The organism is Burkholderia sp. BC1 (assembly GCF_052683555.1).
In genome coordinates this window covers 1-26,521 of sequence record NZ_JBQYLP010000076.1, presented here as the reverse complement: position 1 = coordinate 26,521, position 26,521 = coordinate 1, and the positions used below count along the sequence as shown (strand labels likewise).

Annotated in this window: 28 protein-coding genes; 9 read left to right on the top strand and 19 right to left on the bottom strand. The window is 67.9% G+C overall.

Features of this window, described 5'->3' with window-relative positions; translation table 11 throughout:
* The 10 genes from ACSHSS_RS25890 to ACSHSS_RS25845 all read right to left on the bottom strand — a co-directional run.
* The coding region (locus ACSHSS_RS25890) for a PfkB family carbohydrate kinase (RefSeq protein ID WP_445545716.1) at nt 1-429 on the bottom strand (429 nt) is incomplete at its 3' end.
* Entirely contained in the window at nt 426-1,457 is a 1,032-nt protein-coding gene (locus ACSHSS_RS25885) for a LacI family DNA-binding transcriptional regulator (protein ID WP_006413277.1), read from the bottom strand. The genes ACSHSS_RS25890 and ACSHSS_RS25885, both read right to left, overlap by 4 nt.
* A gap of 34 nt (nt 1,458-1,491) precedes the next feature.
* Complete coding sequence (locus tag ACSHSS_RS25880) at nt 1,492-2,511, bottom strand: ABC transporter permease (protein ID WP_445545715.1); 1,020 nt, start codon at nt 2,509-2,511, stop codon at nt 1,492-1,494.
* On the bottom strand, nt 2,508-4,112 hold the full coding sequence (locus tag ACSHSS_RS25875; protein WP_105790117.1) for a sugar ABC transporter ATP-binding protein: 1,605 nt from the start codon (nt 4,110-4,112) through the stop codon (nt 2,508-2,510). The genes ACSHSS_RS25880 and ACSHSS_RS25875 overlap by 4 nt, the downstream gene beginning before the upstream one ends.
* Nucleotides 4,113-4,257: 145 nt before the next feature.
* Complete coding sequence (locus tag ACSHSS_RS25870; RefSeq protein WP_006400143.1) at nt 4,258-5,208, bottom strand: sugar ABC transporter substrate-binding protein; 951 nt, start codon at nt 5,206-5,208, stop codon at nt 4,258-4,260.
* Nucleotides 5,209-5,519: 311 nt separating this feature from the next.
* A complete protein-coding gene (locus ACSHSS_RS25865; RefSeq protein WP_006404867.1) occupies nt 5,520-6,446 on the bottom strand; it encodes a CysB family HTH-type transcriptional regulator in 927 nt (308 codons plus the stop codon).
* 74 nt (nt 6,447-6,520) lie between these two features.
* A complete protein-coding gene (locus ACSHSS_RS25860) occupies nt 6,521-7,582 on the bottom strand; it encodes a sulfate/molybdate ABC transporter ATP-binding protein (protein ID WP_006404868.1) in 1,062 nt (353 codons plus the stop codon).
* A 13-nt stretch (nt 7,583-7,595) separates the two neighbouring features.
* A complete protein-coding gene (gene cysW / locus ACSHSS_RS25855) occupies nt 7,596-8,543 on the bottom strand; it encodes a sulfate ABC transporter permease subunit CysW (protein ID WP_006400146.1) in 948 nt (315 codons plus the stop codon).
* Nucleotides 8,540-9,439 carry a sulfate ABC transporter permease subunit CysT gene (gene cysT, locus ACSHSS_RS25850; protein ID WP_059941000.1) on the bottom strand — a complete coding sequence of 300 codons (900 nt, stop codon included), beginning with the start codon at nt 9,437-9,439 and terminating at the stop codon, nt 8,540-8,542. Before cysT ends, cysW begins: the two co-directional genes overlap by 4 nt.
* Before the next feature lie 116 nt (nt 9,440-9,555).
* The gene (locus ACSHSS_RS25845) at nt 9,556-10,593 is read right to left on the bottom strand and encodes a sulfate ABC transporter substrate-binding protein (RefSeq protein WP_006400148.1); all 1,038 of its coding nucleotides are present in this window, start codon (nt 10,591-10,593) and stop codon (nt 9,556-9,558) included.
* Between the two features lie 264 nt (nt 10,594-10,857).
* Here ACSHSS_RS25845 and lexA point away from each other — a divergent pair, with 264 nt between their 5' ends.
* Genes lexA through ACSHSS_RS25830 form a run of 3 tightly spaced genes read left to right on the top strand, consistent with a single transcriptional unit; the run spans nt 10,858 to nt 12,574 of the window.
* Nucleotides 10,858-11,505, top strand: coding sequence for a transcriptional repressor LexA (gene lexA, locus ACSHSS_RS25840; protein ID WP_006400150.1), 648 nt, complete (start codon nt 10,858-10,860; stop codon nt 11,503-11,505).
* A 26-nt stretch (nt 11,506-11,531) separates the two neighbouring features.
* On the top strand, nt 11,532-11,867 hold the full coding sequence (locus tag ACSHSS_RS25835; protein ID WP_006400151.1) for a hypothetical protein: 336 nt from the start codon (nt 11,532-11,534) through the stop codon (nt 11,865-11,867).
* 29 nt (nt 11,868-11,896) lie between these two features.
* Nucleotides 11,897-12,574 carry a DUF2939 domain-containing protein gene (locus ACSHSS_RS25830; RefSeq protein ID WP_105854915.1) on the top strand — a complete coding sequence of 226 codons (678 nt, stop codon included), beginning with the start codon at nt 11,897-11,899 and terminating at the stop codon, nt 12,572-12,574.
* 79 nt (nt 12,575-12,653) lie between these two features.
* Here the strand turns inward: ACSHSS_RS25830 and ACSHSS_RS25825 are convergent, their stop codons facing one another.
* Nucleotides 12,654-13,151 carry a universal stress protein gene (locus ACSHSS_RS25825; RefSeq protein WP_006400153.1) on the bottom strand — a complete coding sequence of 166 codons (498 nt, stop codon included), beginning with the start codon at nt 13,149-13,151 and terminating at the stop codon, nt 12,654-12,656.
* A gap of 329 nt (nt 13,152-13,480) precedes the next feature.
* On the opposite strand from ACSHSS_RS25825, the gene nodI reads away from it, so the two are divergent.
* Both nodI and ACSHSS_RS25815 read left to right on the top strand, forming a co-directional pair.
* The gene (gene nodI, locus ACSHSS_RS25820; RefSeq protein ID WP_445545714.1) at nt 13,481-14,395 is read left to right on the top strand and encodes a nodulation factor ABC transporter ATP-binding protein NodI; all 915 of its coding nucleotides are present in this window, start codon (nt 13,481-13,483) and stop codon (nt 14,393-14,395) included.
* Between the two features lie 5 nt (nt 14,396-14,400).
* The gene (locus ACSHSS_RS25815; protein ID WP_012213389.1) at nt 14,401-15,240 is read left to right on the top strand and encodes an ABC transporter permease; all 840 of its coding nucleotides are present in this window, start codon (nt 14,401-14,403) and stop codon (nt 15,238-15,240) included.
* 39 nt (nt 15,241-15,279) lie between these two features.
* Here the strand turns inward: ACSHSS_RS25815 and ACSHSS_RS25810 are convergent, their stop codons facing one another.
* The 4 genes from ACSHSS_RS25810 to ACSHSS_RS25795 all read right to left on the bottom strand — a co-directional run bounded on the left by ACSHSS_RS25810 (nt 15,280) and on the right by ACSHSS_RS25795 (nt 19,014).
* Nucleotides 15,280-15,702 carry a hypothetical protein gene (locus ACSHSS_RS25810; protein WP_006400157.1) on the bottom strand — a complete coding sequence of 141 codons (423 nt, stop codon included), beginning with the start codon at nt 15,700-15,702 and terminating at the stop codon, nt 15,280-15,282.
* 104 nt (nt 15,703-15,806) lie between these two features.
* The gene (locus tag ACSHSS_RS25805; RefSeq protein WP_048804873.1) at nt 15,807-16,865 is read right to left on the bottom strand and encodes a permease; all 1,059 of its coding nucleotides are present in this window, start codon (nt 16,863-16,865) and stop codon (nt 15,807-15,809) included.
* Nucleotides 16,862-17,995 carry a tRNA 2-selenouridine(34) synthase MnmH gene (gene mnmH / locus ACSHSS_RS25800; protein WP_059873046.1) on the bottom strand — a complete coding sequence of 378 codons (1,134 nt, stop codon included), beginning with the start codon at nt 17,993-17,995 and terminating at the stop codon, nt 16,862-16,864. The genes ACSHSS_RS25805 and mnmH overlap by 4 nt, the downstream gene beginning before the upstream one ends.
* 65 nt (nt 17,996-18,060) lie before the next feature.
* On the bottom strand, nt 18,061-19,014 hold the full coding sequence (locus ACSHSS_RS25795; protein WP_039221950.1) for a LysR family transcriptional regulator: 954 nt from the start codon (nt 19,012-19,014) through the stop codon (nt 18,061-18,063).
* A gap of 165 nt (nt 19,015-19,179) precedes the next feature.
* On the opposite strand from ACSHSS_RS25795, the gene ACSHSS_RS25790 reads away from it, so the two are divergent.
* Both ACSHSS_RS25790 and ACSHSS_RS25785 read left to right on the top strand, forming a co-directional pair.
* A complete protein-coding gene (locus ACSHSS_RS25790; protein WP_445545713.1) occupies nt 19,180-20,613 on the top strand; it encodes a M20 family metallopeptidase in 1,434 nt (477 codons plus the stop codon).
* Between the two features lie 35 nt (nt 20,614-20,648).
* Nucleotides 20,649-21,935, top strand: a complete 1,287-nt coding sequence (locus ACSHSS_RS25785) for an MFS transporter (RefSeq protein ID WP_105842484.1) — start codon at nt 20,649-20,651, stop codon at nt 21,933-21,935.
* A 75-nt stretch (nt 21,936-22,010) separates the two neighbouring features.
* Here ACSHSS_RS25785 and ACSHSS_RS25780 read toward each other — a convergent pair whose 3' ends face one another.
* Both ACSHSS_RS25780 and ACSHSS_RS25775 read right to left on the bottom strand, forming a co-directional pair.
* Nucleotides 22,011-23,063, bottom strand: coding sequence for an NADP(H)-dependent aldo-keto reductase (locus tag ACSHSS_RS25780; protein ID WP_006404877.1), 1,053 nt, complete (start codon nt 23,061-23,063; stop codon nt 22,011-22,013).
* Nucleotides 23,064-23,171: 108 nt separating this feature from the next.
* Nucleotides 23,172-23,609 (bottom strand): PaaI family thioesterase, encoded by a 438-nt coding sequence (locus ACSHSS_RS25775; protein WP_006400164.1) that lies wholly within the window; start codon nt 23,607-23,609, stop codon nt 23,172-23,174.
* 165 nt (nt 23,610-23,774) lie between these two features.
* Here ACSHSS_RS25775 and ACSHSS_RS25770 point away from each other — a divergent pair, with 165 nt between their 5' ends.
* Nucleotides 23,775-24,257: a winged helix-turn-helix transcriptional regulator gene (locus ACSHSS_RS25770; protein WP_048804878.1), complete on the top strand. Its 483-nt coding sequence runs from the start codon at nt 23,775-23,777 to the stop codon at nt 24,255-24,257.
* Nucleotides 24,258-24,721: 464 nt separating this feature from the next.
* Nucleotides 24,722-25,345, top strand: coding sequence for a phospholipase D family nuclease (locus tag ACSHSS_RS25765; RefSeq protein ID WP_012467610.1), 624 nt, complete (start codon nt 24,722-24,724; stop codon nt 25,343-25,345).
* Between the two features lie 142 nt (nt 25,346-25,487).
* Here ACSHSS_RS25765 and ACSHSS_RS25760 read toward each other — a convergent pair whose 3' ends face one another.
* Together ACSHSS_RS25760 and ACSHSS_RS25755 are read right to left on the bottom strand one after the other, a co-directional pair.
* Entirely contained in the window at nt 25,488-25,706 is a 219-nt protein-coding gene (locus tag ACSHSS_RS25760) for a hypothetical protein (protein WP_445545712.1), read from the bottom strand.
* A gap of 181 nt (nt 25,707-25,887) precedes the next feature.
* Nucleotides 25,888-26,361: a VOC family protein gene (locus tag ACSHSS_RS25755; protein ID WP_006416775.1), complete on the bottom strand. Its 474-nt coding sequence runs from the start codon at nt 26,359-26,361 to the stop codon at nt 25,888-25,890.
* Between the last annotated feature and the right edge of the window lie 160 nt (nt 26,362-26,521).

Sequence of the window (26,521 nt, the reverse complement as noted above, 5' to 3'; positions counted from 1 at the left end):
AGATGTATATAAGAGACCGAGCGTCGCCTCGTGCCGCGCGACCGTCTCCGGCGTCACTTCGCCGTTGCCGCCCGCGACGATCACGATCGCGTTCTGGCTTCCGTCGTCGACGACGATCAGCGCGACGCCGGTCGGCACGGACGCGCTCGTCGCGAGCCCCGCGCAGTCGATCCCTTCGGCTTCGAGCCCCGCGCGCAGCGCGGCGCCGTGCGCATCCGCGCCGACGCAGCCGATCATCGCGACCTGCGCGCCGAGCCGCGCCGCCGCGACGGCCTGGTTGCCGCCCTTGCCGCCCGCCGCCTGCGCGAACGCGTGGCCGGCGAGCGTCTCGCCCGGCAGCGGCAGCCGCGGCGCGCGCACGACGAGATCCATGTTGAGGCTGCCGACCACCGCGACGCGGCCGGCACGCGCTGCCGCGCCGGCCGTCATGCGCGGGAGCCGGACGCGGCCGGCTCGCGATAGATCGCCGTCGATTCGCGCAGCACGAGCCGCGGCGACACGACGCGCCGCCGGCTCGGCGCCGCCGACGAACCGCCGCCGATCCGCTCGATCAGCGTCTGCGCGGCCATTTCGCCGAGCGCGCGCACCGACTGACCGACGGTCGACAGCGCCGGATACGTGTAACGCGAGAATTCGATGTCGTCGAAACCGATGATCGAACAGTCGTCGGGCACGCGCATCCCGCGCTCGGCGGCCGCGCGCAGCGCGCCGACGCCCATCAGGTCGTTGCCCGCGAAGATCGCGCTCGGCCGCACCGATTCGAACAGCCGCGCCGCCGCGTGATAGCCGCCGAGGCAGGAAAAGTCGCTTTCCGCGATCGCGCCCGGCACGATGTCGATGCCGCGCTCGGCCATCGCGCGGATGAAGCCGTGCACGCGCATCGCGCTGACGGCCGTGTCGGTCGGCCCGGTGATGCAGCCGATCTTCGCGTGGCCGAGTTCGAGCAGATGGCGCGTCGCGAGATAGGCGCCGCGCTCGTGATCGATCTGCACGAGATCGGCCGCGAGCCCTTCGATGTTGCGGTCGACGACGACGAGCGGCGCATGCGCGTCGGCGAGCGTCTGCGCGAGCACGGCATCTTCGCCGGCCGACGCGACGATCAGCCCGTCGATGCGCTTTTCCTGCAGCACGCGCAGGTAGTTGCGCTGCTTGACCGGATCGTCGTCCGAGTTGCAGAAAAACACGCAGTAGCCGTTGGCCGCGCACTGATCCTCGATGCCGCGCGCGAGCTCCGCGAAGTACGGATTCGTGCTGTTCGGCACGACGAGGCCGATGGTCGCCGTCGCGCGGGCCTTCAGCGAGCGCGCGACCGCCGACGGCACGTAGTTCAGCTCGCGGATCGCGCCCTCGACCTTCGCCCGTACGTCCGCGGACACCGGCCGCGAGTTGTTCACCACGTGCGATACCGTCGTAAACGACACGCCCGCCATGGCCGCCACATCCTTGATCGTCGCCATTTCCCGTTTCTCTCTGCTCTTTCTGTTGTTGGTCTTACCGCGTGCGTGTACGCCGGCTGCGATACGTGTCGAGCACGACCGCGACCACGATCACCGCCCCGGTGATGATCCGTTTCGTCGGCTCGTTCGCGCCGATCTGCGCCAGGCCCGCAGCGAGCACCGAGATGATCAATACGCCGAAAAACGTGCTGATCACCGAGCCGCGGCCGCCCATCAGGCTCGTGCCGCCGATCACGACGGCCGCGATCACCTGCAGCTCGAGCCCGGCGCCCGCGTTCGGATCGGCGGCCTCGAGACGCGAAATCTGGAACAGCGACGCGAGCCCGGCGAGCGCGCCCATCAGCGCGAAGACAAGGATTTTATACGGCCGCGGGTTAACCCCGGCAAGCCGCACGGCCTCCTCGTTCGTGCCGATCCCCACCAGATAGCGGCCGAACACCGTGCGCGTCAGCACGAACTGCGCGGCAATCATCACCGCGACGGCGATCAGGAACGCCGGCGAGATGCCGAGCGCGATCGGATTCGACAGGAAATCGAACGCGTCGCCGATGTACGCCGTGCGCGAATTCGTCAGCTGGTACGCGAGGCCGCGCGCGGCCTCGAGCACGCCGAGCGACACGATGAACGACGGAATCCGCCAGCCGACCGTGACGGCGCCCGTCAGCGAACCCGTCGCCGTCGCGACCGCGATGCCGATCAGCGCGGCCGGCAGCGGCCCCCACTGCCACTTCAGCGCGGCGACGCTGACCATCGACGCGGCAAGCGCGAGCACCGAGCCGACCGACAGGTCGATCCCCGCGATGATCAGCACGAACGTCATCCCGACCGACATCACGACGAGGTCGGGAATCTGGTTCGCGATCGTGCTGAACGTATCGTAGGTCAGGAAATGCGAGCTCAGCGCCGAAAACAGCGCGATCATCGCGATCAGCGCGCCGGCGAGGCCGAGATAGTTCGACACGCCGAGCCGCGTGCCGGACAGCGTGCGCGCGCGGCGGCCGGTCGCGGTCTGCGCGGCGCCGGCATCGGCCGGGGTGACGGGGGGCTGGGTCATTGCGGTCGTCCTGTCGTCGAAGTGCCGTGCGCGGCATGCGCGTCCGGCGGCGGTGCGCCGTGCGGCGCCGCGTCGCGGCCGAAGCCCGCGAACGCCGCGGCCAGCAGCGCATCCTGGGTCCAGTGGTCGCGCTCGAACACGGCCGTCATGCGGCCGGCCGACATCACGCCGATCCGGTCGCAAATCAGCATCAGCTCGCGCAGATCGCTCGATACGACCACGAGCGCGCGGCCTTCGCGCGCAAGCGCGCCCATCAAAGTGTAGATCTCGAATTTGGCGCCGACGTCGATACCGCGCGTCGGCTCGTCGAACAGCAGCACGCCCATGTCGCGCGCGAGCCAGCGGCCGATCACGACCTTCTGCTGGTTGCCGCCCGACAGTTCGCCGACCGGCTGCGCGGCGCCGTGCGCGCGGATGCGCAGCGCCTCGATCTGCCGTTCGGCGAGCGCCGTCTCGCGCGCCGTGTCGACCACGCCCGCACGCGCGAGCCGGTCGAGCTGGCCGAGCGACACGTTGGCCGTGACCGATTGCGAGAGCAACAAGCCCTCGCCCTTGCGATCCTCGGTGATCAGCGCGATGCCGAGCTTCACCGCATCGACCGGCGAGCGGATCGCGACCGGCCGCGGCGGCTGGCCGACCGCGATCGTGCCGGCGTCGGGCGTGTCGGCGCCGTAGATCAGCCGCAGCAGTTCGGTGCGCCCTGCGCCGATCAGTCCGGAAATGCCGAAAATCTCCCCCGCCCGTACCTCGAGCGACACGTCGCGCACGGCAGGCTCACGCGTGAGCCCCGAGACGACGAGCCGCGGCGCACCGATATGGCGCTCGCCGAGATCGATGTGTTCGCCGATCTCGCGGCCGACCATCAGCGTGACGAGCGCGTCGGACGTCGTCGCGGCCATCTCGCCGACGTGCACGAGCCGCCCGTCGCGCAGCACCGCGACGCGCTCGGCCACGCGCGCGAGTTCCTCGAGCCGGTGCGAGATGTAGACGATCGCGACGCCGCGCGCCTTCAGCCGGTCGATCTGCTCGAACAGCAGTTCGACCTCGCGTGCGGTCAGCATCGCGGTCGGTTCGTCGAGGATCAGCACGCGGCAGTCGCCGATCAGGTTGCGCGCGATCTCGACCATCTGCTGATGGCCGATGCCGAGCGCGCCGACCGGCGTGTCGGGATCGATCGCATCGAGCCCGACCTGCGCCATCGCGACGCGCGCGTCGTCGCGCAGCCGCGCGCGATCGATCACGCCGAAGCGGCGCGGCAGACGGTTCAGGAACAGGTTTTCGGCGACGCTCAGCGTCGGCAGCAGGTTCAGCTCCTGCATCACCATCCGCACGCCGAGCGCCTCGGCCTGCGTGCGGCTCGCCGGCGCGTACGGCTCGCCCGCGAGCTGCATGGTGCCGGCGCTCGGCTCGACGAGCCCGCCGATGATCTTCGACAGCGTGCTCTTGCCCGCGCCGTTCTCGCCGGTCAGCGCCAGCGCCTCGCCCGGCACGAGCGCGAGCGTGACGTCCGCGAGCACCGGCTCCGCGTACGTCTTGCCGACGCCGGAAACGGACAGCACCGGTGCGGCGGGACGGGAAGAAGATTGGAAGGTCGGTTCCATCGCGATCCTGATTGCGGCCGCGCGCATGCGGCGCGCGGGTGTGACGCTCACAACTGCATCGGCATGCAGCGGCCGTGATCGCGCTCACACCGGATAACGGCCGCCGCGCCGGATTCTTGAGGGCGGCGGCACGCGCCGCGCGGCGTCACTTCGTCACGAGATCGACCGGCGTCTCGACCACGCCCGACAGCTCCGCCTGCTTGCGGTGCTCGGCGATCGCCTTCAGCGCCGTGTCGATGCCGAACACGGCCTGCTTCGCGGCGTACTGATCGGCCGTCGCGAGCACGCGGCCGTCCTTCAGCATCGGCTTGATCGCATTGATGTTGTCGTAGCCGACCACGTACACCTTGCCCTGCTTGCCGGCCGCGCGCACGGCCGACACGGCGCCGATCGCCATGTTGTCGTTGCCGCACAGCAGCGCCTTCAGGTTCGGGTATTCGTTCAGCATCGCGGACGCGACCGCGTTGCCCTTGTCGATCTCCCATTCGCCCGACTGCACCGACACGACCTTCATGCCGCCCGCCTTCATTGCGTCCTGGAAGCCGGCCGTGCGCTGCTGCGCGTTGGTCGTCGTCGACACGCCTTCGACGATGCCGACCTGGTCGCCCGCCTTCAGCTTCTTCGCGAGGTAGTCGCCGACCTTGCGCGCACCCTTGCGGTTGTCGGGCCCGACGAACGGCACGTTGAGGTTCTTCGACTTCAGCACGTCGGGGTCGAGCCGGTTGTCGATGTTGACGACGATGATGCCCGCATCGACGGCCTTCTTCACGACCGGCACGAGCGCCTTCGAGTCGGCCGGCGCGAGCACGATCGCGTCGACCTTCGACACGATCATCTGCTCGACGATGCGGATCTGGTTCGCGGTATCGGTCTCGTCCTTGATCCCGTTCGTGATCAGGTCGAACTGGCTCGCGTTGTGTTTCTGGTATTCCTTCGCGCCGTTTTCCATCGTCAGGAAGAACTCGTTGGCGAGCGACTTCATCACGAGCGCGACCTTCGGCTTGCCGGCCGCTTGCGCGTGGACGGCGGGAGCGGCGGCAACCGCGACGGCAGCGAGCGCGGCGGTCAGAAAGCGACGGCGAAAGCGGACATTCATACACATCTCCTGGCGACTGGCCTGTCGGGGCCGACTGTTGTTTTATTGCGAGCAAACGTTTGCGCCACACTACCCGGCGATTGGCCATCGATGCTGCTTGTCGGTACCAAGGAAGAAAACAAGGCAGACGGCCGACTGCCTGACGCGTGTCGTTGTTTACACGCCGCCGCCGGCGGACGCCGGCGGGGTGAAGGTATGCTGGACCGTTTCGCGCCGGCGCGCAACCCGTCTAATCAATATTTAAGGGTTTATTCGGAGCGCGCCGGCGGCTAACGGGACGCGCGAAGCATGCACGCGCCCGCCTGTGCCGATCACACCGCTTCGCGCAGCTGGCCGGCGATTTCGGCTTCGTTCAGGTGCGGCGCGAACATCTCGATCAGCCGATAGGCATACGCACGCAGGAACGCGCCCTTGCGCAGCCCGACGCGCGTCGTGCTCGCCTCGAACAGATGCTGCGTGTCGAGCGCGACGAGCCCCGTGTCGCGTTGCGGATCGTAGGCCATCGCCGCGACCACGCCGATGCCCATGCCGAGTTCGACGTAGGTCTTGATCACGTCGGCGTCGATCGCGGTCAGCACGACGTCGGGCACGGCGCCGGCCTGCGCGAACGCCTGGTCGATGTGCGAGCGGCCGGTGAAGTCCTGGTCGTACGTGATGATCGGATACTCGGCGATTTCGTCGAGCGTCAGGTTTTCGCGGCCGACGAGCGGATGCCCCTTCGGCACGACGACCGTGTGGTGCCACGAATAGCACGGGAACGTGACGATGTCGGGATAGCGGTCGAGCGCCTCGGTCGAGATGCCGAGATCGGCCTCGCCGTTCAGGATCATCTGCGCGATCTGCTGCGGGCTGCCCTGCCGCAGCGCGAGATGGACCTTCGGGAACACGTCGGTAAACTGCCGGATCACCTTCGGCAGCGCGTAGCGCGCCTGCGTGTGCGTCGTCGCGACGACGAGGTGGCCGCTGTCCTGATCGGCGAACTGCCGTGCGACGCGCCGCAGGTTCTCCGCGTCGAGCAGCATCCGCTCGATCAGCTGATGCACGGCCTTGCCGGGCTCGGTCAGGCCCGTCAGCCGCTTGCCGCGGCGAATGAAGATGTCGACGCCGAGTTCGTCCTCGAGGTCCTTGATCTGCTTCGACACGCCCGACTGCGACGTGTAGAGCACGTTCGCGACCTCGGTCAGGTTCATGTTCTGGCGCACCGCCTCGCGCACGAAGCGCAGTTGCTGGAAGTTCATGGGTATGCCTCTTGGGCTGTCGTTGTTCGATGGTCGATACGGAGCGCCGTGCGCTCCTTCCTGCCTGGCCGGCGTCAGCGCGCCGGAAATACGCGTACCGCGCGCGGCACGGCCGTCGCGCCGTCGCCGACCTGCAGCGACAGCGCGCGCCATGCGTCGCGGTCGAGTTCCGCCTCGAGCGCCCCGCCCGCGCGCGATTCGAGCTCGACGCGCACCGAGCCGCCGAGCGGAATCACGCGACGCACGTCGACGGCGATGCCGTCGCGATGGCCCGCTTCGGCGGCCGGCCACAGCTGCAGATCGTGCGGCCGCACGTACGCGTGCGCGGGGCCCGCGAAATCCGCGTCGACGGCGATCGGCGCGGCCGCGCCCTCGGCGACGAAGCCGCGCTCGGCCACCGTGCCGGGCAGCCGGTTCGCGGCGCCGAGGAATTCGTAGACGAACGCGCTCTGCGGATGATCGTAGACCTCCTGCGGACTGCCGACCTGCTCGACGCGGCCGCGGTTCAGCACGACGATGCGATCCGCGACTTCGAGCGCCTCTTCCTGATCGTGCGTGACGAAGATCGTCGAGATGTGCAGATCGTCGTGCAGGCGCCGCAGCCAGCCGCGCAGCTCCTTGCGCACCTTCGCGTCGAGCGCGCCGAACGGCTCGTCGAGCAGCAGCACCTTCGGCTCGACCGCGAGGGCGCGCGCGAGCGCGATCCGCTGGCGCTGGCCGCCCGACAGCTCGGACGGATAGCGCTGCGCGAGCCAGTCGAGCTGCACGAGCTTCAGCAGCTCGTGCACCTTGTCGCGAATCGCGGCTTCGGACGGCCGCTCGCGGCGCGGCTTCACGCGCAGGCCGAACGCCACGTTCTCGAACACGGTCATATGGCGGAACAGCGCGTAGTGCTGAAACACGAAGCCGACCTGCCGGTCGCGCGCGCCGACCGATGCGACGTCGAGCCCCTGCAGTACGACCTGCCCCGCGTCCGCGTGCTCGAGGCCCGCGATCACGCGCAGCAGCGTGGTCTTGCCGCAGCCGGACGGCCCGAGCAGCGCGACGAGCTCGCCGGGCGGGAAGTCGAGCGACACGTTGTCGAGCGCGGTGAAATCGCCGAAGCGCTTCTGAAGATGACGGACGGTGATACCCATTCTGGTTGCCTCTTTACGATTTCGACGAAATGGCGGCAGGGCCGGCATGTGCGGGAACGGCGTCGCGCGCGCCGGACAGCTCGGCGGCGAGATGGCGTTCGGCGAGCAGCTTCAGCGCGAGCGTCACGAGCGCGAGCAGCGCGAGCACCGATGCCACCGCGAACGCCGCGGCGAAGTTGTACTCGTTGTAGAGAATCTCGACGTGCAGCGGCATCGTGTCGGTCTGGCCGCGGATATGGCCGGACACGACCGACACTGCGCCGAATTCGCCCATCGCACGCGCATTGCAGAGGATCACGCCGTACAGCAGCCCCCACTTGACGTTCGGCAGCGTCACGCGGCGGAAGATCTGCCAGCCCGACGCGCCGAGCACGCGCGCGGCCTCTTCCTCGTCGCTGCCCTGTGCCTGCATCAAGGGAATCAGCTCGCGCGCGACGAACGGGAACGTGACGAAGATCGTCGCGAGCACGATGCCCGGCACGGCGAAGATGATCTGCACGTCGTGATCCTGCAGCCACGGGCCGAGCCAGCCCTGCGCGCCGAACAGCAGCACGTAGACGAGGCCCGAGATCACGGGCGAGACCGAGAACGGCAGATCGATCAGCGTCGTCAGCAGCGCCTTGCCGCGAAACTCGAATTTCGCGATCGCCCACGACGCGCACACGCCGAACACGAGGTTCAGCGGCACGGCGATCGCCGCGACGGTCAGCGTCAGCTTGATCGCGGCCCACGCGTCCGGATCCGCGAGCGACTCGAGGTAGAAGCCGACGCCCTTGCGCAGCGCTTCGACGAACACGGCCGCGAGCGGCACGACGAGAAAGAAGGCCAGAAACGCGAGCGCGATGCCGGTGAGCAGCCAGCGCACGGCGCGCGGCTCGCTGACGGGGTCGAGCCGCTTCGCCGCGCGCGCACGCTCGGCGGATGACGGGTTCTTGAGCACGGCGGTCACCTCCTGCGTCATGGCCGGCCTCCTGCCGCGACCGCGGCGGTATCACCGGACGCGGACGCGGGCGCGCTCGCGCCGCGGCTCGTACGGCGCTGCAGATACCACTGCAGCGTATTGATCAGCAGCAGCATCAGGAACGACACGACGAGCATCACGACCGCGAGCGCGGTCGCGCCCGCGTAGTCGTACTGTTCGAGCTTCGTGATGATCAGCAGCGACGTGATCTCCGACTTCATCGGCACGTTGCCGGCGATGAAGATCACCGACCCGTATTCGCCGAGCGCACGCGCGAACGCGAGCGCGAAACCGGTGAGCAGCGCGGGCAGCACGGCCGGCAGCACGACGCGCCGGAACGTGAGCCAGCGAGATGCGCCGAGGCACGCGGCCGCCTCCTCCTGCTCGCGCTCGAAATCCTCGAGCACCGGCTGCACGGTGCGCACGACGAACGGCAGGCCGATGAAGGTCAGCGCGACCAGCACGCCGAGCGGCGTGAACGCGACCTTGATGCCGAACGGTGCGAGATACTGGCCGACCCAGCCGTTCGCCGCGTAGACGGCCGCGAGCGAAATGCCGGCCACCGAGGTCGGCAGCGCGAACGGCAGATCGACGATCGCGTCGACGAGCCGCTTCAGCGGAAACGTGTAGCGCACGAGCACCCACGCGACGAGAAAGCCGAACACGGCGTTGAGCAGCGCGCCGCCGAATGCGGCCGAGAACGTCAGCCGGTACGAGGCGAGCACGCGCGGCGACGTGACGGCGGCGACGAACTGGTCCCACGACAGCGTCGCGGTCTTCAGGAACGTGGCGGCGAGCGGAATCAGCACCACGAGGCTCAAATAGGCCACCGTGATGCCGAGCGTCACGCCGAAACCGGGCAGCGCGCTCGGCTTGCGAAAGGTGTACGTGGTCATCGGATGCTCTTGCTGGGTCGATGCTCATGGGCCCGACGCGAACGCCGGCGCGACAGGTCGCGCCGGCGGCGTCCGGGACGCGGCGCACTACGTGGCGCGCCGCTGTCGTTGTCGTATTACTGCGGCTTGTAGATCGAATCGAACACGCCGCCGTCCGCGAAATGCGTCTTTTGCGCATTCGTCCAGCCGCCGAACGTGTCGTCGACCGTGTACAGCTTCAGCTTCGGGAACTGCTTGGTCAGTTCCGCCGGCACGCTCTTCGAGCGCGGCCGATAGTAATTGCGCGCCGCGATTTCCTGGCCCTGCGGGCTGTACAGGAAGTTCAGGTACGCTTCCGCGAGCTTGCGCGTGCCCTTCTTGTCGACGACCTTGTCGACGACCGCGACCGGCGGCTCCGCCAGAATGCTCGCCGACGGCACGACGATCTCGAACTTGTCGGGCCCGAACTCCTTGATCGACAGGAACGCCTCGTTCTCCCATGCGATCAGCACGTCGCCGATGCCACGCTGCACGAAGCTCGTCGTCGCACCGCGCGCGCCCGAATCGAGCACGCCCGCGTTCTTGTAGAGCTTCGTGACGAATTCCTTCGCCGACTGCTCGCTGCCGCCCGGCTTGTGCAGTGCATACGCCCATGCGGCCAGGTAATTCCAGCGCGCGCCGCCCGAAGTCTTCGGGTTCGGCGTGACGATCGACACGCCCGGCTTGGTCAGGTCGTCCCAGTCCTTGATGCCCTTCGGGTTGCCCTTGCGCACGAGGAACACGATCGTCGACGTGTACGGCGACGCGTTGTCGGGCAGGCGCTTCTGCCAGTCCTTGTTCACGAGCCCCTTGTTCGCGAGCGCGTCGATGTCATAGGCGAGCGCGAGCGTCACGACGTCGGCCTGCAGGCCGTCGAGCACCGAGCGCGCCTGCGCGCCCGAGCCGCCGTGCGACTGCTTGAAGTTGACCGTCTCGCCCGTCTTCGCCTTCCATTCCTTGCCGAATGCCTGGTTGAAGTCCTGGTACAGCTCGCGCGTCGGGTCGTACGACACGTTCAGGAACGTCGTATCGGCCTGCGCGTGCGTCGCGACGCCCAGCGCCGCCGCCGCGCCCAGCGCGAGTGTTGCAATCAAGCGGCCCGCCCCGCTCATCAGCCCCGTCGTGCGCTTCACCATCCTTGGTTCTCCAGTGTTGTCGGTATTGCGATGTCGGGCCAGTCTATCGAACGGGCTACATGATTAAAAATAATCCTTCTTCATTTTTTAATACTGAAAAGTGCTAACGCAATACGGACGGACGGTTGCGGCAGACGAACCGGCGCATGGACGTCGCAATCGGGCGTCGGAACCGGCGCGATCGCGTCGAACTTCACGTAACACTTGAAATTCGCGAAGTACTGTATAAAAATACAGCTCACTGTCTATCCATACAGTTGAACCATGACCAAACTCACCGCACGCCAGCAGCAAGTGTTCGACTTGATCCGCCGCGCGATCGAGCGCTCCGGTTTTCCGCCCACTCGCGCCGAGATTGCGGCCGAGCTGGGTTTCAGTTCGCCGAACGCGGCCGAGGAGCACCTGCGTGCGCTGGCGCGCAAGGGCGTGATCGAGCTGGCGGCGGGCGCGTCGCGCGGCATCCGGCTGCTCGGCGGCGACGACGCGCCGCACCAGTTCACGCTGCCGCATGCGGGGCTGATGCAACTGTCGCTGCCGCTCGTCGGCCGTGTCGCGGCCGGCAGCCCGATCCTCGCGCAGGAACACATCTCACAGCACTTCGCGTGCGATCCCGCGCTGTTCTCGAGCAAGCCCGACTATCTGCTGAAGGTGCGCGGGCTGTCGATGCGCGATGCCGGCATTCTCGACGGCGATCTGCTCGCGGTACAGAAGCGCACCGAAGCGAAGGACGGCCAGATCATCGTCGCGCGGCTCGGCGACGACGTCACGGTCAAGCGTCTGATGCGCCGGCCGGGCGGCATCGAGCTGATCGCCGAGAACCCGGATTACGAAAACATCTTCGTCAAGGCCGGCAGCGCGGATTTCGCGCTGGAAGGCATCGCCGTCGGGCTGATCCGCTCGGGCGAACTCTGACATTCCGTCTCGCTCAGGAGAACACCATGGAACGCCTTGCCCGCCTGCTGCCTTTCCGTCAATTCGGTCGCCTGCGTCATCTGCGCGGCCGCACGCCCTGCGCGCCGCTGTCCGCTGCGGCGCCCGCCGGCCATGAAGTCGCAGTCGAACGGCAGGCGTCGCTGCTGCCTTCGGCGCTCCCCGCCTTCGCGCGCGTGTCGCTCAATGCCGGGCTCAATCACGCGGAGCCCGCGCGGCGCGCACCGGTGCGCGTCTATCACGGCCGTTCGCGGCTGATCATGGTCGGCACGATCGACGCCGTCTGCCGGATGATCGATCGCTGCATCGCGGAGGAACGTTCGGCCGCGCAAGGCGGTCTCTGATTGCGACACGGTTTCGCTCCGGAGGTATCGTGACGCGCTCGTCGAGCCGCGCATGGCGGCTCAAACCCTTGCTGATCGTCGTGCTGGCGGTCGCCGTCATCGCGGCGATCGGCTATGCCTACGCGTCGCCGTACATCGCGCTCGGCCGCCTGAAGTCGGCGATCGATGCGCGCGATGCGCAGGCCGTCAGCGAATACGTCGACTTTCCGTCGCTGCGGATCAGCCTGAAGCAGCAGGTCACCGAGGAATTGATGCGCCGGATCGACGCGGTGAAGAAGGACAACCCGTTCGCGGTACTCGGCGCGCTGATCGGTTCCGCGTTGATCGGGCCGCTCGTCGATGCGTATGCGACGCCGGAAGGCGTGGCCGCCCTGATGAGCGGTTTCCCGCCGAAAGGCAATCCCGGCGAGCGTCCGCCCGACTGGCAGGCGCAGCAGGCCGGCGGCGCTGCGCCGTCTGCACCCGGCGCGGCCGTGCCGCCGGCGAGCGCACCGGCTCCGGGCAGCGCGGTCGCATCGGCGCCGCCGCCGGCAGCATCCGCTCCAGCGGCGCCACCGGCGCAGCAGCAAACGCACGCCGGCTACCGCAATATTGACGAATTCGTCGTCACCTATCAGCGCACGGCCGACGGCACGCGCTATGCAGCGATCTTCCACCGCTTCGGCCTGTTCTCGTGGAAGCTGTCGGCGATCGATCTGCACGCGTAGCGCGCGTCGGCGCGCTGCCGCGGCAGCGTTGGCGACGTCGCCGCGATCGGCGCCTCGAGCGCCGATCGCGCTCATCACATCACTGGCCGCTCGCCGTCGCGGCTTCGCGCTCGCGTGCGATTTCGGCCTTCTGCTCTTCGGCCGACGAGCATGCAACCAGAATGCTGCAGTTCACGCGATCGAGCAGTTGCGTATTGCCCGACCCCATCCACCATCTCGATAGTCCGCTGCGGCATCGGTGTCCGACGACGACGAGATCGACTTTCAGCTCGCCGGCGAGGTTCGCGATTTCGTCGATCGGATAACCGAACGCGAAATGGCCCTCTGCCTGCACGCCGCGCTCGCGCAGCCAGTTCACGCCTTCCTGCAGGATTTCACGTGCGGTTTCCTCGAAGCGGCCGCATGCGACGTCGGTCAGCAAGCCGGCACTTTGCGCGATGCTCGAACGCATGTCGACGACCGACAGCAGATGCGTTTCGGCCTTCAGGTCCAACGCGAGATTGGCACCGCATCGCAGCGCCTTGCGCCCCTCGAGCGTTCCGTCGTAGCACAGCAGAATCTTGTTGTAGCTAGCCATGAGACCTCCCTATCGCGACAACGAGCCCTACACATTCATCATGGTGCGCCGCAATCCGGCGCGCAAGGGATGGAAAACGCTGACGCGCCGCATGCGGCGCGTGCGCAATGATGCGGTGCACGATGATCGCGGCCCTGCACGATGCCGGCGCATACGCGCTGAACGAACGCAAGCGATGCACTAGAATGGCCCGTCGTGCCGCGGTTTCGCTGCACGCGAACGCGCATCGCCACGCTTGCTTCGATCATGCCCGATCTGACCGGCGTTGTCCCGATCCGTTCGCGGCATCCGCGCGCACCGCTGCTCGCCGTCACAACGATAACGCCGCCATGTCCGTCGCACCCATCGATTTCCGGAACGTCGAAAAGCGCTATGGCGACAAGCTCGTCGTCAACGATCTGTCCTTCCACGTGCAGGCCGGCGAGTGCTACGGGCTGCTCGGCCCGAACGGCGCGGGCAAGACCACGACACTGAAGATGCTGCTCGGCCTCGCGTATCCCGACGCCGGCGCAATCTCGCTGTGCGGCGAACCGGTGCCGTCGCGTGCGCGGCATGCACGGCGGCGCGTCGGTGTCGTGCCGCAGTTCGACAATCTCGATCCCGACTTCACGGTTCGCGAGAACCTGCTCGTGTTCAGCCGCTATTTCGGCATGTCGGCGCACGCGGCGCGCGCGCTCGTGCAGCCGCTGCTCGAATTCGCCAAACTCGAGAACAAGGCCGATGCGAAGGTCGGCGAGCTGTCCGGCGGCATGAAGCGGCGGCTCACGCTCGCACGCGCGCTCGTCAACGATCCCGACGTCCTGGTGCTCGACGAACCGACGACGGGCCTCGACCCGCAGGCACGCCACCTGATGTGGGAACGGCTGCGCTCGCTGCTCGCGCGCGGCAAGACGATCCTGATCACGACGCACTTCATGGAAGAAGCCGAACGTCTGTGCGATCGGCTGTGCGTGATCGAGGAAGGCCGCAAGATTGCCGAGGGTGCGCCGCATGCGCTGATCGCGTCCGAGATCGGCTGCGACGTGATCGAGATCTACGGGCCCGACCCGATCGCGCTGCGCGATGAAGTCGCGCCGCTCGCGCAGCGCACCGAGATCAGCGGCGAGACGCTGTTCTGCTACGTCAGCGATCCGGAACCGCTGTGCGCGCGGATCAAGGGCCGCGCCGGGTTGCGCTATCTGCATCGTCCGGCCAATCTGGAGGACGTGTTCCTGCGGCTGACCGGCCGCGACATGCAGGACTGACCGACATGGACGTACGTAACTATCCGGACTCCGCTGCGCCGCACGCGACGCCTGCGCGCGAATCGCGCTTCGCGCTCGCGATGCCGGCGAACGCGACCAACTGGATCGCGGTCTGGCGCCGCAACTACCTGGTCTGGCGCAAGCTCGCACTCGCGTCGATGTTCGGCAATCTGGCCGACCCGATGATCTATCTGTTCGGGCTCGGTTTCGGGCTCGGCCTGATGCTCGGCCACGTCGACGGCGTGTCGTACATCGCGTTTCTCGCAGCCGGCACGGTCGGCTCGAGCGTGATGATGTCGGCGAGCTTCGAATCGATGTATTCGGGTTTTTCGCGGATGCACGTGCAACGCACGTGGGAAGCGATCATGCACACGCCGCTCGCGCTCGGCGACGTCGTGCTCGGCGAAATCGTCTGGGGTGCCAGCAAGGCGATGCTGTCGGGCGCCGCGATCATGCTCGTCGCGGGCCTGCTCGGCTATGCGCGGTTTCCGTCGATGCTCGCCGCACTGCCGGTGATCGCGCTGGCGGGGCTCGCGTTCGCGAGCGTCGCGATGGTCGTCACGGCGCTCGCGCCGTCGTACGACTTCTTCATGTTCTATCAGACGCTCGTGCTGACGCCGATGCTGCTGCTCTCGGGCGTCTTCTTCCCGATCACGCAGCTGCCGCAGCTCGCGCAGCATGCGGCGCAGGCGCTGCCGCTCGCCAATGCCGTCGAGTTGATTCGGCCGGCGATGCTCGGCCGGCCCGCGACGGACATCGGCCTGCACGTCGCGATCCTCGCCGCCTATGCGGTGGGCGGCTTCCTGCTGTGCGCGTGGCTGTTCCGGCGCCGGCTGATGCGCTGACGCCCGGCGCGCGCAGCGCCGCCCCTGCGCCCGACAACGTCACTCGTCGTCGTCGCTCCACGGAATCTCGACGTCGGTCAGGAATGCGACGGTCGCGAGTGGGCCGCCTTCATGACGGCCGAGCTTGCCGTCCGCGCGATGCCATTCGACGCGGAACTGCGTGCCCGGATCGTCGGCGATCAGATAGACCGTGCGCAGCTCTTCCGGATCGGCATCGGCGACCGGCCCGTCGAACGACACGAGCATCTTCTGCGGCCATACGCCGTTGACGGGATCGTAGATGCGATCGCCCTGCGGAATGTCGATGCTCGCCTCGACGCCGATCGTCGCGGACGCCTCGACGATCATCGTGCCGAGCGCGTTCAGCACGGCCGTCGCACGCGCGGAATTGGCCTGGCGGATCGCGAGATCGCCCCGCGTCAGCGCCTTTTCGAGTCGAGGATGAATCTTCGGTTGGGTCATGCGTTTTCCTGTTTGCTACTTGTAAAGGGCACCGCGCGGATCGGCGGCGGTGCCGGATGAATACGGCGCGCACACGGGCCGCGCGCGGCCGATGTGCGTCGGCCTCAGAATCCGAACGCGATCGCGAGCAGCCCGCTCGCGATCCCGAACACGACGACGAGGCTCGCGACGATCGCCAGCATATAGGGCTTGAACGACCGTGCGAGCATCGCGAGCGACGGCACGCTGATCGGCGGCAGCGTCATCAGCAGCGCCGCAGCGGGCCCGACGCCCATCCCGAGCGACAGCATCGCCTGGATGATCGGCACTTCGCCGGCCGTCGGAATCACGAACAGCGCGCCGGCCACCGCGAACGCGACGATCCAGCCGAGATGATTGCCGATGTCCGGCCCGATGTGCGGAAACAGCCACGCACGCGCGGCGCCGAGCAGCAGCACGAGCACGACGTATTCGGGCACGAGCCGCACCGCCATCCGCGCGAGCAGCTTGATCCAGCGCACGAACGCGTTGCCGGCCGCGGCCTGCTCGGCCGCCAGCGCCGCGAGTTGCGCGTCGTCGATGCTGCGATCCTCCGGCCGCGCGATGCGGTTCAGCAGATAGCCGATGCCGAACACCATCGCGATGCCCAGCACGAGCCGCAGCGCGCTCCAGTGCCAGCCGAGCACGAAGCCCATGAACACCAGCGCGGCCGGGTTCAGCACCGTATTGCCGAGCCAGAACGCGACGGCGCCGCCCGGCGACGCGTGGCGCGCGCGCAAGCCCGCGACGACCGGCGCCGCGCAGCACGTGCACATCATGCCCGGCAGCGACAGCAGGCCGCCGGCCGCGACGCTGCCGAAGCCGGTGCGGCCGAGCACGCGCGCGACCCAGTGCGCGGGCAGCAGCGCCTGCACGGCTGAGCCGAGCAGCAGGCCGAGCACCATCGCCTGCCAGATCGCCTTGCCGTACGCCCACGCGTAGTCGAGCGCGGCCTTCAACGACGGCTCGGGCGCCGACGCCGCCGTGCCCATCAGGATCGACTGGCCGATCGAATGATGTTCGGCGGCGATGAACGCCTTGTTGTAGTACGGAAACCATTTGACGTAGAACAGTCCTGCGACCGCGATCAGCAGGAAGGTCATCCAGCCGAGCGCCGGAACGGGTTGCGTGCGTGTGGTCGTCATCGTGAGGTGGTCGGATGGTCGTGAGCGGTAATCGGCGCCGCGGCGGACGCCGACGCGTAGGCCGGCGACGCGGGCAAGCCCGCCTGCGCGAGCTGCTCGAGCAGCGTGCGCGCCTGGTCCGGCACGTCGGCGGCATTCGGGCGGAACGCGAACGTCAGCGCGCGGTTCGGCTTGTCGTACGACGCGCGATACGTGCGCGCGTATGCGGGATCGTAATGCCGGTCGATCAGCGTGCCGAACAGTTCCGCGCGCCGGTCGGCCTCGAGCAGCGCGCGCCAGCGCGCCACCTCTTCGCGGCTGTGCAGCCCGATGAGCCGGTCGAGCTGCGCGCCGAACGCGGCGCGATCGTCGAACAGGTGGCCGTAATCGTCGAGCAGGAACGCGATGCGCTCGTCGCGCGCGGCTTCGACCTGCACCCAGGGCCCCGCGTGAAACGCGTCGAGCAGCGCGATCGGCAGCTGCACGAGCCCGATCTTGCGGCTTTCCGATTCGACGAACACCGGCCAGGCCGGATCGTAGCGTCGCAGCGTTTCGACAAGCCCCGAATCGAACGCCTTCTGCGACGGCTGCGGCACGCCCGGCAGCGCGCCGAGCAGCGAGCCGCGGTGGCACGCGAGCGCTTCGAGATCGAGCGTCTGCGCGCCCGCGCCGCGCAGCGCGTTCAGCAGCCGCGTCTTGCCGCAGCCGGTGTGGCCGACGAGCGCGATGTAGCGAAAGCGCGTCGGCAGCGTGTCGAGCGTCGCGCAGACCGAACGGCGGTACGCCTTGTAGCCGCCGTCGAGCTGACGCGCCTGCCAGCCGATCAGGTTGAACCAGGTCGTCATCGAGCCCGAGCGCTTGCCGCCGCGCCAGCAGTAGATCAGCGGCCGCCAGTTGCGCGGACGATCGGCAAACGTCGTGTCGAGATGGCGCGCGATGTTGCGCGCGACGATCGCCGCGCCGACGCGCGTCGCCTCGTACGGCGACACCTGCCGATACATCGTGCCGACGAGCACGCGCTCCTCGTTGCTGAGCACGGGCGCGTTCAGCGCGCCGGGGATATGGTCCTCGGCGAATTCGAGCGGCGTGCGCACGTCGATGATCTCGTCGAACTCGGCGGCGCGATCGAGGGTGACAATCAGGTTCTTCAATTTGGCGTCGAAACGGGTCGGTGCGGCTCGGCGAGCCGCACGGGCGCAGGAAGGCGGACCTGCAATTATCTCACGCGCGGGCGCCGCGAGCCGCGCGCCGCGTTCGGCGGCACCGACGCGGCCTTCATCGCGTCGATCAGATGATCGCGAAACGCGCGCACCGACGCCGGCAGATCGCGCCCCGCCATCGTCTGTACCTGGATGCTGCGTTCGCGCAACTGCGGGTTCGTGACCGGCACGACGACGAAGCCGTCGGCGTCGCAGCGGTCGCGCACCGACAGCAGCCCGGAGAACATCACCGCGCCCGTACGTTGCGCGTAGCGGTACATCGCGGCCGTGTTGTTGCTCGTGAGTTCCGGCTCGAGCATCAGGCCGTCCAGCGCGCATGCGATGTCGATCAGCTGGCGCACCGTCGTGCCCGCTTCGGGCAACACGTGCGGATGACGCGCGACGTCGGCGAGCGATACGGCCTCGCGCGCCGCGAGCGGATGATCGCGGCGCAGCAGCGCGAAGATCGGCGCGCGCTCCGTATGCTCGACGCGCACGCCCTTTTCCGGCGCGAGGCTGAAAGTCAGCGCGATGTCGGCGTCGCCCTCGCGCACGCGCCGCGTCGCATCGGCCGGCGACACGACCCACACCGAAAAATCGACGCCCGGATGGCGCGCCTTGAACGTTGCCAGCGCGCCGGGCAGGAAGTCGATCGCGAACCCTTCCGAGCAGGCGATCTTCAACAGACTGCCGTGCAGCGCATCGAGCCCGCCGATCTCCTTCATCACGTGTTCGGCTTCGAGCAGGCTGCGCTGCGCGAAGCCGAGCAGCCGCTCGCCCGCCTCCGACAGCGCCATGCCGCGCGGCCGCCGCTCGAACAGCGGCGCGCCGAGCTCGCTTTCGAGCTTCGCGATCTGCCGGCTGATCGCCGATACGGCGACATGCAGCCGCGCCGACGCGTCGCTGATCGAGCCCGTACGCGCGACTTCGACGAAATACCGCAGTGCCAGGCCATGCAGAAAAGCCGCCATCGTTCTGTCTCCGTGCCGCGAGCGGCCGTCCTGCTTTGCCTTTTCGGCAAAGAAAGCTTCGAAATTCGATCATTGTGACAAAAAAAACGGCTTTCTAGAATCGATCGCACTTCATGCCGGCGGCGCGGCCCGCGCACCGTTCGGCACCTTCCGAGGAGACACGTCTTGACCCGTACCGCTGCCGTTCAGCATGCGCTGAACCAGTTCGAATCCGGCGCGCTGTTCGCGACGCTGAGCCGCCGCGTCGGCCTGCGCACCGAAAGCCAGGAGCGCGGCGCCGATGCCGCGCTGCGCGCGTATCTGACCGACGAGATCGCGCCCGAAGCCGCGCGCCTCGGCTTTTCGACGCGCATCGTCGACAACCCCGTCGACGGCGGCGGCCCGTTCCTGCTGGCGTCGCGCCACGAGGACGACGCGTTGCCGACCGTGCTGATCTACGGCCACGGCGACGTCGTGCGCGGCTACGACGCGCAATGGCGCGCGCCGCTGTCGCCGTGGACGCTGCACGCCGACGGCGATCGCTGGTACGGACGCGGCACCGCCGACAACAAGGGGCAGCACACGATCAACCTCGCCGCGCTCGCGAGCGTGCTGCACGCGCGCGGCGGCCGTCTCGGCTTCAACGCGAAGCTGCTGATCGAGATGGGCGAGGAAACCGGCTCGCCCGGCCTCGACGCGCTGTGCCGCCGCGAGCGCGACGCACTGGCGGCCGACGTGCTGATCGCATCGGACGGCCCGCGCGTTACCGCCGAACGGCCGACGGTGTTCCTCGGCTCGCGCGGCGCGGTGAACTTCCGGCTCGGCCTGCGGGCGCGCGACGGCGCCCATCACTCCGGGAACTGGGGCGGACTGCTGCGCAATCCCGCGATCGTGCTCGCGCATGCGCTCGCCAGTCTCGTCGATGCACGCGGGGCGATCCGCGTCGCGGGGCTGCGCCCGCCGCCGATTCCGGCCGCCGTGCGCGACGCGCTCGCCGATCTGTCGGTGGGCGGCGGCCCCGGCGACCCGGCGCTCGACGCCGGCTGGGGCGAGCCGGGGCTGTCGGCGCCCGAACGCGTATTCGGCTGGAACACGCTCGAGATCCTCGCGTTCAAGGCCGGCAACCCCGAGCATCCGGTCAACGCGATTCCGCCGGCCGCCTATGCGCACTGCCAGCTGCGCTTCGTCGTCGGTACCGACTGGCAGGCGCTGCATGCGCATCTGCGCGCACATCTCGATGCGCACGGCTTTGCGGACGTCGACATCGATGTCGAGCGCGGTGCGCCTGCGACGCGCCTGTCGCCCGACGATCCGTGGGTGCAGTGGGCCGTCGCGTCGCTCGGGCGCACGACCGGCAAGAAGCCGGCGATCCTGCCGAATCTCGGCGGCACGCTGCCGAACGAGGTGTTCGCCGACACGCTCGGCTTGCCGACGCTCTGGGTGCCGCACTCGTATCCCGCCTGCTCGCAGCATGCGCCCGACGAGCATCTGCTCGCGAGCGTCGCGCGCGAGGGGCTGCAGATGATGGCCGGCCTTTTCTGGGATCTCGGCGACGCCGCGCCGCATCCGCGCCGCACGGCGTCGACATCGGCGTCTGCCGCGGCCGGCATCGCTGCGTAACGCGTGCTGCATCCTTCCACGGAGCCCCATCCACGATGAATACGACCACGCTGACCACGCAGGACGCCGCACGCCCCAACGCGGCGCAGATCCGGCGCATCATTTTCGCGGCGTCGATCGGCAACGCGCTCGAATGGTTCGACCTGATCGTCTACGGCTTTTTCGCGGTGACGATCGCGAAGCTGTTCTTCCCCGCGACGAGCGAAGCGACGTCGCTGCTGCTCACGCTCGGCACGTTCGGGCTGTCCTATCTGATCCGGCCGATCGGCGGCTTCGTGCTCGGCGCGTATGCGGATCGCGCGGGCCGCAAGGCGTCGCTGCTGCTGTCGATCGCGATGATGATGGGCGGCACGCTGCTGATCGCCGCGATGCCGACCTACGCGTCGATCGGCATTCTCGCGCCGCTCGGGATCATGCTGTCGCGGCTGATGCAGGGCTTTTCCGCCGGCGGCGAATTCGCGAGTTCGACCGCGTTTCTCGTCGAGCATGCGCCGCAGCGGCGCGGCTTCATGTCGAGTTGGCAGTTCGCGAGCCAGGGCCTCGCGACGCTGCTCGCCTCGGGGTTCGGCGCCCTGCTGACGTCCACGCTGACGCCCGCGCAACTCGAAAGCTGGGGCTGGCGCGTGCCGTTCCTGTTCGGCCTCGCCATCGGCCCGGTCGGGCTCTACATCCGGCGCTACGTCGACGAAGGCGTCGAGTTCCGCACGCAGGCGCGTGCCGAAGCGCCGGTGCGCGAACTGTTCACGCACTACAAGATGCGATTGCTGCTCGCGATCGGCGCGCTCGTGATCTCGACCGCGATCAACTACATGGTGCTGTACATGCCGACGTACGCGATCAAGCAGCTCGGACTGCCGGCGTCGACCGGATTCGCGGCGACGCTCGCGACCGGCTTCGTGCTGACGCTCGTCACGCCGCTCGTCGGGCACCTGTCCGATCGCACCGGACGGATCCGCGTCATGACGACCGCGGCGCTGCTGATGCTGCTGACGGTCTGGCCGACGTTCGCATGGCTCACGCGGCACGCGTCGTTTGCGACGATGCTCGCGGCGCTCATCTGGATCGGCGCGTTGAAGGCGATGTATTGCGGTGCGCTGCCCGCGCTGATGGCGGAACTGTTTCCCGCGCAGACGCGCGCGACGGGCCTGGCCGTCAGCTACAACACGGGCGTCACGCTGTTCGGCGGCTTCGCGCCGTTCGTCATCACCTGGCTGATCAGCGCGACCGGCAACCGGCTGTCGCCTGCGCTGTATCTGATCGGATGCGCGCTCCTCAGTCTCGTCGCGCTGTTCGTCGCGCGCACACGGCTGCGGATGCAATAGCGGAAACGGCAGCGCGATGCGCTGCCGATGGAAAGCGGCCCGCACCGGCATCGCGCCGCGCGGGCCGCACGCCGTTTACGGCGCCGGATTCGGCTGCTGCTCGTGCAGCGCGTCGATCTCCGCGAGAATCTCGTCGGACAGCTTCACGTCGATGCTGCCGATGTTCTCCTTCAGCTGGTCGAGCGACGTCGCGCCGATCAGATTGCTGCGCACGAACGGACGGCTGTTCACGAACGCGAGCGCGAGCTGCGCGGGCGACAGGCCGTGCCGCTTCGCGAGCGCAACGTAGCGCGACGTTGCCGCGACGGCCTGCGGCTTGCTGTAGCGCTGGAAGCGTTCGAACAGCGTGATGCGCGCACCGGCCGGACGCGCGCCGTTCTCGTACTTGCCGGACAGCCAGCCGAACGCGAGCGGCGAATAGGCGAGCAGGCCGACACCCTCGCGGTGCGTGAATTCCGACAAGCCGTTCTCGAACGTGCGGTTCAGCAGGCTATACGGATTCTGGATGCTCGCGATGCGCGGCAGCCCGAGCTTCTCGGCCGCGCGCAGGAATTGCGCGACGCCCCACGGCGTTTCGTTCGACACGCCGATCGCGCGCACCTTGCCGGCCTTCACGAATTCGGCGAGTACCGCGAGCGTTTCTTCGATCGGCACCGTATACGCGTCGTCGATCCACGGATACGCGGAGCGGCCGAACGTCGTCGTGCTGCGATCGGGCCAATGGAGCTGATAGAGATCGACGTAGTCGGTCTGGAGCCGCTTCAGGCTGCCGTCGAGCGCCTCGGTCAGGTTCTTGCGGTCGAACTGGTTGCCCTCGCCGCGAATATGCCGCGGGTTGTGCGGTTGCCGTGCCGGCCCCGCGATCTTCGTCGCGAGCACGATCCGGTCGCGCTGCGCGCGATGCTGCGCGAGCCACGTGCCGATGTACTGTTCGGTGCGCCCCTGCGTATCGGGCTTCGGCGGCACCGGATACATCTCCGCGGCGTCGATCAGCGTGACGCCATGGTCGAGCGCGTAATCGATCTGCTCGTGCGCATCGCGCTCCGAATTCTGCTCGCCCCACGTCATCGTGCCGAGACCGATCAGGCTCACCTCGATGCCCGAATCGCCGAGTGTGCGGTATTCCATGCTGTTCCTGTCGCGTCGGTGGAAAGCAGGAACGCTATCACATTGAAACGAACGCTTCAGACGCGCGCCGCGGCAGCTTACATTGCGCCTTCGATAGGCGCGCGACGCTTACTGCGGCCGCTGGATGAAACACGTCGCGGACGCATGCGCGACGATCTTGTCGTCCGGCGTCTTCAGCGTGCCTTCGGCGACGCCGAGCGAGCGCGACAGATGAATCACGCGCCCTTCCGCGATCAGATCGACGTTGCGCGGCACCGGCCGCAGCATCTTCACGTGGAGATCGATCGTCCCGTAACCGACGCCCGCCTCGAGCATCGAATGCACGGCGCAACCGGTGACCGAATCGAGCACCGTCGCGGCAAAGCCGCCATGCACGCCGCCGAGCGGATTCAGATGCCGATCGTCCGCGCGCGCCGACATCCGGATGTAGCCCAGTTCCACCTCGAGCGGCCGCATCGGCATCGTTTCGGAAATCGACGCGAGCGGCGCATCGCCCGCCGCCGCAGCGCGCAACAGTTCGATTCCGGACAGGGAAAGCGGATTCATCGGGCGTCTCCTGATTGAACGCGCGTCGCCGCGCGTGTAAGTTCCAAATTGGAACTGATTATTGACAGGTACGTCGGCGATGTCAATCGGTGGCGCGTGCGGTGCGCTTGAACGCGCACTCTATAATCGCCCGCTGTTTCGCTGAACTGCGCAGGAGATACGACGATGAAATGGGACGACATCGGCACGCTGAACTGTTCAGTCGCGCGCACGCTCGCCGTGCTCGGCGATCGCTGGACGATGCTGATCCTGCGCAACGCGTTTCTCGGTTGTCGTCGCTTCGATGCATTCCAGGCGCAGCTCGGCCTCACGCGACACGTGCTTGCCGATCGGCTCGCACGGCTCGTCGACGAAGGCGTGCTCGCCAAACGCGCGTATCAGGAGCGGCCGCCGCGTTTCGAATATCGGCTGACCGAAAAAGGCCGCGACCTCTACCCGGCGCTGCTCGCACTGCTCGCCTGGGGCGACCGCTGGAAGGACGACGGCCACGGGCCGCCATTGCAGTTGCGCCATCGTCGGTGTGGACAGCTGATGCATGCGGTTGCCGTCTGTTCGGCATGCGGCGAGCCGCTCGATCCACGCGACGTGACGCCGGAACCCGGGCCGGGATGGGTCGCGCCTGAGTCGGGCGAGGCGCGCGACGCGTGACGTTGCGCGTTTCGTTGACTGAACATCGCGTGCGGCGCGTTGCGTCGTCACGTCGCGCGCTCGTCGGGACGCTCGCGATTCGTTGACGAAGCATCGCGCGGCGCGCTCCATCATCACATCGCACGTTCGCCGGGACGCACGCGATTCGTGTCGTGATTTGTGGTTCGTTCGTGGTTCGTTCGTCATTTGCTCGCCGCGTGACGTGACGTCACGTCACGTGCATCGCAATGCCGATCGCCGCGTCGAAACATCCGCGTGCAAGTCGACGCGCGCCGATGCTGCCGGCATACATCGACACGCGCTGCCAGCCGCGTGCCTCCGTGGCCACCGTATCGCGCCCGTGAGCGTGTATGCCTGCCATTACGCCCGCGCACAATGCCCGTCGTGCAATCTGAAACGTGGCCGTCGCGACGCGTCTGCGTTACACTCACGGCCCGCTGTCTCGAAATTGTCCGCTGTCGCCGATGTTGTCGCGCAATCGCCTCGCCGCCACCTGTCTCGCTGCCTCCCTGCTCGTCACGCCTTACGCTGCCTTCGGCAAGACGCACAACGAATCGCTGCTGCAGCAGGCGATCGACTTCGTGTCGCGACTGCTGCCGACGCCGACCCACGAAGCACCCGCCACGCAGGTCGTCGAATCGGCGTTCTCGCCGGACGGCGGCGCCGAAGCGCTCGTGCTGAAGGCGATCGGCGCAGCGCGCAGCTCGATCCGCGTCGCCGCGTATTCGTTCACCTCGCCTGCGGTGACGCGCGCACTGCTCGACGCGAAACGACGCGGCGTAAACGTCGCGGTCGTCGTCGACGACAAGGGCAATCGCGCGAAGAACAGCAAGCAGGCGCTGAACCTGCTCGTCAATGCCGGCATCCCGACGCGCACGATCGATACGTATGCGATCCACCACGACAAGTACCTCGTGATCGACGCCGAACACGTCGAGACGGGCTCGTTCAATTACAGCGCGTCGGCGGCGAGCCGCAATTCGGAGAACGTCGTCGTGGTGTGGAACAACCCGCAGCTCGCGTCGCGCTATCTCACGCACTGGCAAAGCCGCTTCGATCAAGGCACGCCGTACCGCTCCACCTACTGAACCTCACGTACGGCCCGTTCGTTGCCCGGCGATCCGGCTGTCGCGTCACGAGAGCGGCCATGTCGTCGATGATCGACGAATGCGCTACCACCGACAAGTCGGCCGAACGGCCCGTGCAATGCGTGCGCGTGCGTGCCGGCGCTCAACGCGCGGCCAGCCGCGCGGTCGGTGCGTCGCCGCGACTGCCGAGCGCACAATCGTGCGCGTGCGCATTGCTGGTCGGCCGCGCCGCCGCGACCGGCCCGTTGGCCGGCAGCGCGCTGCGCAGGCATGCGGTGCTGGTCGTCACGGCGCCCTGCACCATGGGATAGAGAAGGAACAGCGCAAACGCGAGATAACCGGCGTAAACGAAACGGATCATAGGGGCGGCACATGAACGAATGGTCTCGTCCTGTTTACGGCACGGCATCGCGCGGCTTGAGGCGGCGCGATCGTATCGGCTTGTGGACGGCACGCGAACGACGCCGGTTCGGCGAATCGCGCGCGTGCCGCACGGCGACCCTGCATCGGCCGCCGTGCCGCGGCTCTCGCCGCGCGATGCATCAACTACCGCACGGCGGCGCGTTCTTCATCGCTTCCTCGATCTGCTCCGGCGTCAGATCGCGCTGATGCGTCGCGATCGACCAGCGATGCCCGCACGGATCCTCGACCTGGCCGTAGCGGTCGCCCCAGAACATGTCGGTGGCCGGCATCGTCAGCGTCGCGCCGGCCGCAACGGCCTGCGCGATTGCCGCATCGACGTCCGGCACGTAGAGATGCAGGCAGACCGCCGTTCCCTTCAGCGCCTTCGGCCCGAGCGCATGATGCTCGGGCATTTCATCCATCAGCATCAGCTTCGAATCGCCGATCGCCAGACACGCATGCGCGAGCCTGCCGTCTGGCGCGGCCAGGCGAGTCACTTCGGTCGCGTTGAATGCACGCTTGTAGAACTCGATCGCGTCGGCGGCGTTCGCGCAGATCAGATGCGGCGTCAGCGTACGCATCCCTTCGGGGATCGGTTTGACGGACGTGGACATGGGTGTCGCTCCTTCAATCGGTTGTCGTATCGGATAACGGGGCGCGCGATGCGCATGCCTCCGATGCCACGACGAACGAGCGGTCCGCGGATCGACATGTCGTCCGGAATTTTTTGGTAATTCCTACCCAGACCGGACCGGAGTTATGCTGGTCCGACGA